A 3,254-nucleotide genomic window follows, 5' to 3' on the forward strand; every position below is an offset into this window, starting at 1 on the left:
AATGGTGCCTACGTTTACGTGCGGTTTATTACGTTCAAACTTTTCCTTTGCCACGGCTCTATACCCTTAACAAATTAACCGTAAATTTAAGATTTTTTGCCGCTGATTACTTCATCAGCGATATTCTTCGGTGCCTCAGCGTACTTCAGGAACTCCATGGAGTAACTGGCACGACCCTGGGACATGGAACGCAGGTCGGTAGCGTAACCGAACATTTCAGACAACGGCACTTCGGCGCGAATAATCTTGCCGGCCATAGTGTCTTCCATGCCCTGAACGATACCGCGACGACGGTTAAGATCGCCCATTACGTCACCCATGTAGTCTTCCGGGGTTACCGCTTCCACCTTCATCATCGGCTCGAGCAGTACCGCGCCGGCTTCTTTTGCTGCGTTCTTAACAGCCAAAGCACCAGCCATGCGGAAAGCGTTCTCGTTGGAATCCACCTCATGGTAGGAGCCATCGTACAGAGTCGCCTTCACACCAAGAATCGGGTAACCCGCCAGCACACCAGACTGCAGCTGCTCGTCGATACCCTTCTGGACTGCACCAAAGTACTCCTTCGGAACCGTACCGCCGTGAATCTGCTCTTCAAACTGGAACTCTTCATCACGATCAATGGGCTCGAACTTCACCTTCACGTGACCATACTGACCACGACCACCGGACTGCTTGACGAATTTGCCTTCCACATCAGCAGGACGGGTAAAGGTTTCACGGTAAGCAACCTGCGGCGCACCGATGTTGGCCTCGACCTTGAATTCGCGCTTCATACGATCCACGAGAATATCCAGGTGCAGCTCACCCATACCAGAGATAATGGTCTGGCCGGTTTCTTCGTCGGTCTTAACCCGGAAAGACGGATCTTCCTGCGCCAGACGCCCCAGAGCCAGACCCATTTTTTCCTGGTCGGCCTTGGACTTCGGCTCTACCGCTACGGAAATTACCGGATCCGGGAATTCCATACGTTCGAGAACGATGATGTTGTTCAGGTCGCACAGGGTGTCACCGGTGGTGATATCCTTCAGACCCACACAGGCAGCGATGTCGCCAGCCAATACTTCCTTGATCTCTTCACGGCTGTTGGCGTGCATCTGCAACAGACGCCCCACGCGCTCTTTCTTCTGGCGCACGGAGTTCATCACGCTGTCACCGGAGTTCAGCACACCGGAGTAAACACGGATGAAGGTCAGGGAGCCCACAAACGGGTCCGTGGCAATCTTGAACGCCAGCGCGGAGAACGGGGCCTTGTCAGAAGACTCGCGGGACTCAACAGTCTCGCCATCTTCCAGTACACCCTGAATCGCTTTTACTTCATCAGGTGCCGGCAGGAATTCGATAACCGCATCCAGCAGCGCCTGAACGCCCTTGTTCTTGAACGCAGAGCCACACAGGCCCAGAACGATCTCATTGGCCAGAACCTGCTGACGCAGACCCGCCTTGATTTCGTCGTTATTGAGCTCGCCGGTCTCCAGGTACTTTTCCATCAGCTCTTCAGAGCCTTCGGCCGCAGATTCCATCATCTGCTCACGAAGCTCGTCACAACGGGCCTGGATGTTTTCCGGGATGTCGCGCTCTTCATAGGTCATACCCATGTCGTCTTCGTTCCAGAAGATCGCTTTCATCCGGATCAGGTCGACAACACCTTTGAATTCGTCTTCCGCACCAATGTTGTACTGAATCGGCACAACCTTGGCACCCAGACGATTACGGATCTGGTCACAAACACGGTCGAAATCGGCACCGGCACGGTCCATCTTGTTGACGAACACGATACGCGGCACTTCGTATTTGTTGGCCTGACGCCATACGGTTTCAGACTGGGGCTCAACACCGGAGGAACCACAGAACACAACAACCGCACCATCCAGTACACGCAGGGAACGCTCTACCTCAATGGTAAAGTCCACGTGCCCGGGAGTATCAATGATGTTGATACGGTGCTGGTCATACTGCTGGTCCATACCCTGCCAGAAGGTAGTGGTGGCAGCAGAGGTAATGGTAATACCACGCTCCTGCTCCTGCTCCATCCAGTCCATGGTGGCAGCGCCGTCATGCACCTCACCAATCTTGTGAGACACACCGGTGTAGAAAAGAATACGTTCGGTAGTGGTAGTTTTACCCGCATCTACGTGTGCGCAGATACCGATATTACGATAGCGATTGAGAGGAGTCTTACGTGCCACGCGGCTAACCTCGATTCACTGGTTCAAATATAGAAACCGGCCTGAAGTTAGGCCGGCTTCACTCGATTGCCTTCTGCTATTAGAAGCGGAAGTGAGAGAAGGCCTTGTTGGCCTCTGCCATGCGATGCACGTCTTCGCGCTTCTTCATGGCTGCGCCTTTACCTTCGGCGGCATCCATCACCTCGCCGGCCAGACGAGCAGGCATGCTCTTCTCACCACGCTTACGGGCAGCATCTACCAACCAGCGCATTGCCAGGGCAGTACGACGGCTGGGACGAACCTCAACGGGAACCTGGTAAGTGGCACCACCAACACGGCGGCTCTTTACCTCAACGGCGGGACGAATATTGTCCAGCGCCTTCTCGAACATCTCCAGGGAGTCAGCCCCTTTGCGTTCGCTGATGATATCCAGGGCACCGTATACGATACGCTCGGATACCGATTTCTTACCGCTGACCATTACATGGTTCATGAACTTGGCCAGCAACTGGCTACCAAACTTCGGATCCGGAAGGATCTCACGTTTGGCGACAACGCGACGTCTTGGCATCGGATGTGTTCCTCTAACATTCCCGCTTAGGGCGGGGAAATCTTCAGGTAATTCCGGAACGGCATGCCGTCCGGACCTTACTCATCCCTCCGCAGCCAGATAGCTGCGGCATTCAGAAAAAGGTGCTCGGTAGATCAATTACTTCTTGGGACGCTTGGCGCCATACTTGGAGCGACGCTGTTTGCGGTCCTGCACACCTGCCGTATCCAGGGTTCCACGCACAGTGTGGTAGCGCACACCGGGAAGGTCTTTTACACGACCGCCACGGATCAGAACTACGGAGTGCTCCTGCAGGTTATGCCCTTCACCACCAATGTAGGAAGACACTTCATAACCGTTGGTCAGACGCACACGACACACTTTACGCAGTGCGGAGTTCGGCTTCTTCGGGGTAGTAGTATACACCCGAGTGCAAACGCCGCGACGCTGGGGGCAGCCCTGCAGGGCTACGGAGTCGCTCTTTTCTACCTTGCTTTTGCGCGGCTTGCGCACCAGCTGGTTTACAGTTGCCATGAAAC

Annotated in this window: 3 protein-coding genes; all 3 read right to left on the minus strand. The window is 54.6% G+C overall.

The genetic code is table 11. From position 1 onward, the window contains the following. Positions 1-86: 86 nt before the first annotated feature. The 3 genes from fusA to rpsL all read right to left on the minus strand — a co-directional run bounded on the left by fusA (position 87) and on the right by rpsL (position 3,249). Entirely contained in the window at positions 87-2,186 is a 2,100-nt protein-coding gene (gene fusA, locus HUJ17_RS00125; RefSeq protein WP_290508816.1) for an elongation factor G, read from the minus strand. Positions 2,187-2,265: 79 nt separating this feature from the next. After that, positions 2,266-2,736, minus strand: coding sequence for a 30S ribosomal protein S7 (gene rpsG, locus HUJ17_RS00130; protein WP_062817997.1), 471 nt, complete (start codon positions 2,734-2,736; stop codon positions 2,266-2,268). A gap of 138 nt (positions 2,737-2,874) precedes the next feature. Then, positions 2,875-3,249 (minus strand): 30S ribosomal protein S12, encoded by a 375-nt coding sequence (rpsL, locus tag HUJ17_RS00135; protein WP_022986299.1) that lies wholly within the window; start codon positions 3,247-3,249, stop codon positions 2,875-2,877. Between the last annotated feature and the right edge of the window lie 5 nt (positions 3,250-3,254).

Origin of the sequence: Alcanivorax sp., from assembly GCF_014762765.1 — a bacterium.
Lineage (GTDB): Bacteria > Pseudomonadota > Gammaproteobacteria > Pseudomonadales > Alcanivoracaceae > Alcanivorax.

Coding starts and splice junctions, on each gene's coding strand:
- rpsG (WP_062817997.1), bottom strand. CDS start 2,736: ATGCCAAGACGTCGCGTTGTCGCCAAACGTGAGATCCTTCCGGATCCG.
- rpsL (WP_022986299.1), bottom strand. CDS start 3,249: ATGGCAACTGTAAACCAGCTGGTGCGCAAGCCGCGCAAAAGCAAGGTA.